General features: G+C 50.0%; 3 protein-coding genes and 1 pseudogene. All 4 read right to left on the bottom strand.

What is annotated here, in order from left to right; all coding sequences use genetic code 11:
* Positions 1 to 113: 113 nt before the first annotated feature.
* Entirely contained in the window at positions 114 to 1016 is a 903-nt protein-coding gene (gene fimH / locus EQY_RS0122590) for a type 1 fimbria D-mannose specific adhesin FimH (protein WP_010346656.1), read from the bottom strand.
* A gap of 19 nt (positions 1017 to 1035) precedes the next feature.
* A complete protein-coding gene (gene fimG, locus EQY_RS0122585; RefSeq protein WP_370906309.1) occupies positions 1036 to 1479 on the bottom strand; it encodes a type 1 fimbrial minor subunit FimG in 444 nt (147 codons plus the stop codon).
* 72 nt (positions 1480 to 1551) lie between these two features.
* Positions 1552 to 2082, bottom strand: coding sequence for a type 1 fimbrial adaptor subunit FimF (fimF, locus tag EQY_RS0122580; protein ID WP_000837650.1), 531 nt, complete (start codon positions 2080 to 2082; stop codon positions 1552 to 1554).
* 9 nt (positions 2083 to 2091) lie between these two features.
* Positions 2092 to 3417, bottom strand: a pseudogene (gene fimD, locus EQY_RS0122575) (fimbrial usher FimD); the annotation flags it as partial.

Below are 3417 nucleotides of genomic sequence, written 5' to 3'. Positions count from 1 at the left end.
TGCGACGCTGGCGCGTCTTATCTGGCCTACAAAGGGCTAACGTGCAGGTTTTGTAGGTAGCCTGGCGCATCACGTAATATTACGTACCAGCATTAGCAAGCCCTGTGATTTCTTTATTGATAAACAAAAGTAACACCAATAATCGACTGCACATTACCTGCAGTCACCTGCCCTCCAGTACGTGCGTAATTTGCCGTTAATCCCAGATTTACCGCCGAAGTCCCTACTGCCCCTAATGACACAGTGCTATTCGCTGGAATAATCGTTCCGTTGCGCGTCAACTGTACGCCGACTCCCTGTGCTGGCGAAAACGACGCGGTATTGGTGAAAATCGAGTTGCCCGCATCTGCTGTTGTGCCTGAAAGGTAATACCCCAGGTTTTGGCTTTTCGCACAATAAACGGTAAGAGGAATCGGCACTGAACCAGGGTAGTCCGGCAGTGTAACGGTGACATCACGAGCGGAAACATCACAGCCGCCAGTGGGCACCACCACATCATTATTGGCGTAAATATTCCAGACGAACTGGAAATCATCGCTGTTATAGTTGTTGGTCTGTCGCAAAATAAGCACTGCAATTAATGAGCCTGCCTTAATCGCAACGCCACCCGCACTGCTGACCGGCGTCAGATAAAGCGCCACCGGCCAGGGCTTATCCGTTCTCGAATTATAAACAATGCGCGGCGTTTCGCTGGTGGTCGGGAAGGGATAGCTACTGCCATTATATTTTACGGTTCCGGAAAAATTAGATAACACACCGCCATAAGCTGAACCTCGTTGCAGTGTGACATAGTCTGTAATGGTTTCCGGGTAATCGTTATGGCAAAAGATCTGCGTCGAAAGATCCACGACCAGGTTTTGCCCCACATTCACGGCGGGCGCAAGATTTACATAAACATTGGCGCTGCCACCGCCAATAGGGATAGCTGTACCATTGGCGGTTTTACAGGCGAATGACCAGGCATTTACCGACCAGCCCATCAGCAGTACAGCAAACAGGGTAATAACTCGTTTCATTACAATCATCTCTTCGGGTTCAGCTGTAGGTATAGGTGATGCTAATCACTGCCTGAATGGTTCCCTGAGTGGCTCCGCCATTTACCGTCAATGCTCTGACCTGTAACGGGAAGTGCGCTGATTGTGAGGAATCATCCACCTGAACTGTTTTGGTTGCGCCAGTATTCAATGTGTTGCCACTGTCATCCTGTAGCTCTAACTGGATGTTTTGCGCGGTCCCCTGGTTTTTATAATATCCGGTACTGTCGGCTGCCCCGCTGAAGCTGGCGGTGACCCTGGACGTTCCCACCGGACAATTAGTCAACTCAAGCGCAACATCATGCCAGGCCGATGCCGCTCCGGCAGATATCAGGCTAAAAGAATAAAGATCGCCGAGATCTACCGTGGCATTGGTGGTGGAAACTGTGCACGGTTTGGCGACGACCTTACCGTTCACCGTGATGGTGACATCGGCTGCCTGTATCGTCGCACTTGCGAGCGCCAACATTGCCGCCAATAAATACCCACGTTTGCGCCATTTCATGAGCATCTCCAGTTACTGATATTCAAGAGTAAAGGTTGCCGTGGCATTGATATGCCCCGCAGTGACAGGCACCTGTGTCGCCATTAGCCGGGCGTAAAAATTCAGCGTATTTGGTTTACCCGGCGTCAGGGTCGTCCACGAAATCGCGGACGATGGGGCATTAAGGGGTATCTGATTTTGTTGCTCATTCAGAAGCTGTATTCCCAGCCCTGCGGCCGCTGACACCGTATTATCAAGTGCAAGCAGGTTGGCATTGTGGCTATCTGAAACACCGGTAAACCCAACCTTTACGGCGGAAACGGCATTACCACAGGGTGACAGCAAAATACGAAATGGAACGGCTGGAGTCGTCGCCCCAATGTTGCTAAATTGCTTCGCCGCGTTTTCCATCAGATCAACGGTAAAATTGGTTGATTCAGCTGCCACACTACAGCCGTTATCCCTGACATAGCCGCGAATAGTAATTGTGCTATCTGCGGCTCTGGCGTGACTGACAACCAGCCACAAAAAAACGCAGAGAAGATAAAAAGGTTTGCTTTTCATCACGCCCCCTTAACGACATTCAGCTGATAGCTGAGTTAATAACTGCTGCTGACTCTCTGGTGGCAGTTGATAATTGGCGACACAGTGAGCATTCTCCCCTTCTCCCCATTTCACCTGAACTTTTCCCGCTAAAGGCATTCCGCTGAGATAAACCTGGCCATTATCCGCAACAATGCCGCTACTCTGGCTGCTCTCTGATGTGACCATCGCCCCAAACGGCAGCGGCTTATTATTGTGGGTTAGCGTCATGAGCAGTTTTATTCCAACGCGCGCTTTAAACTCTGCTCGCACAATTGCCCCACGGGTGGGAACAACGTTAGCGACCGCGTTATCTAAATCGACGTTATCAGCCAGGGTATTGGTATCCAGCGCCACTCTATTTTCGCGATATTCAGTGGCATAAGGCAGCACGGCATAACCGCGCCAGTCGGTACGCACCCCCGTCTGGTTTTCGACTTTTGCATCTTTTGCGCCAGGCGCTTTAACAAGCACCACCGTATCGTTTAACGGCTGCCCCAGCGTTATGCCATTGGCATGAGCCAATACCCCACCGCTGACTCCGTAATAGAACTGCTTAATATCATCGTTATGGCTGTAACCGATGTTGGCATTGCCGTAGCCACCGCGATAATTCAGCGTGGCGTAGCCTGTACTTCCGCTATTACCATCGCCTCCCCCGGCATAGCCGGTTTGCACGCTATAGCTGAGGTTGTTGTCTTCCAGCAACGTACCGTATACACCAGCCAGATTGGTCATCCGACCGTTGAGATCGTGTGACATGCTGTAGCTGGCACTGGCATGTCGCCACTGAGATTTACTGTCAGAACGCAGCCAGTGGCTGAAAGGAATGTTGACGTTAAGAGCTAACATCTGATCCCGTCCTTTTTGCCAGGCGTTTTTCGTCAGGCTATAGCTGAGCGTCCAGTTGATATCTTCGAACGCAGTATTTAATCCAGCCTGGAATTGCTCATCGACATTACTTGTTCCCCAATAAGTTTGATGGCTACCACTCAAATACAGTGTTGATGTGCGCCCGAGTTGCTGAGTAACAGTGAGCTGTAATTTCCCGCGTTTGTTATAAGCGAGGTTGTAATAGTCGGTGAATTTCGGCTTAACCTGAATAACACCATCCTGCGTTTCAATGTTGTAGCCATTCATTCGGCTGTATGTTGTATCAGCGAAATTAAAATATCCGCTGGTCGAATAGCGGTAACCCACTAACTGAATATTCGTGCCTGACTCATTGAGCGATTTGTTATAGAGAAAACGCACCGATTGTCCGTCATGCTGACTGTCATCGGGAAGTGGGTAGTGACTCCAACTTACTGATAGTGT

The sequence above is a fragment of the Escherichia sp. TW14182 genome, from assembly GCF_000208525.1.
Classification (GTDB): Bacteria; Pseudomonadota; Gammaproteobacteria; order Enterobacterales; family Enterobacteriaceae; genus Escherichia; species Escherichia ruysiae.
The sequence above is the reverse complement of the archived record's forward strand: the minus strand, read 5'-3'. Positions and strand labels throughout refer to the sequence as shown.

What these genes read in the sequence shown, in the direction of transcription:
- fimH (WP_010346656.1), bottom strand. Translation starts at nt 1,016, where the DNA reads ATGAAACGAGTTATTACCCTGTTTGCTGTACTGCTGATGGGCTGGTCG.
- fimF (WP_000837650.1), bottom strand. Translation starts at nt 2,082, where the DNA reads ATGAAAAGCAAACCTTTTTATCTTCTCTGCGTTTTTTTGTGGCTGGTT.